The sequence below is a fragment of the Aureimonas sp. D3 genome (assembly GCF_001463805.1).
GTDB lineage: Bacteria > Pseudomonadota > Alphaproteobacteria > Rhizobiales > Rhizobiaceae > Aureimonas > Aureimonas ureilytica_A.
In genome coordinates, this window is the sequence record NZ_BBWM01000118.1 from 1 (window position 1) to 227 (window position 227).

Below are 227 nucleotides of genomic sequence, written 5' to 3' on the forward strand. Positions count from 1 at the left end.
AGGGTCAGGACTCATAGCTCAGAGCCAGAAGAGGACGGTGGCGGCGAGCGCGATGGCGGAGAAGAAGACGGTCGGGCACCGATCGTAGCGGGTCGCAACCCGCCGCCAGTCCTTTAGTCGCCCGAACATGATCTCGATGCGGTTGCGTCTGACGTAGCGACGCTTGTCGTGGCGCACCGGCGCGTTGCGCGACTTGCGACCTGGAATGCAGGGCTTGATGCCCTTGG

At 64.3% G+C, this 227-nt stretch carries 1 protein-coding gene; it reads right to left on the reverse strand.

Going from position 1 to position 227, the window contains the following annotated elements; translation table 11 throughout:
- Positions 1-18: 18 nt before the first annotated feature.
- Positions 19-227, reverse strand: a 209-nt coding sequence (locus AUL36_RS23070) for a transposase (RefSeq protein ID WP_156418562.1), incomplete at its 5' end; no start/stop codon positions are given.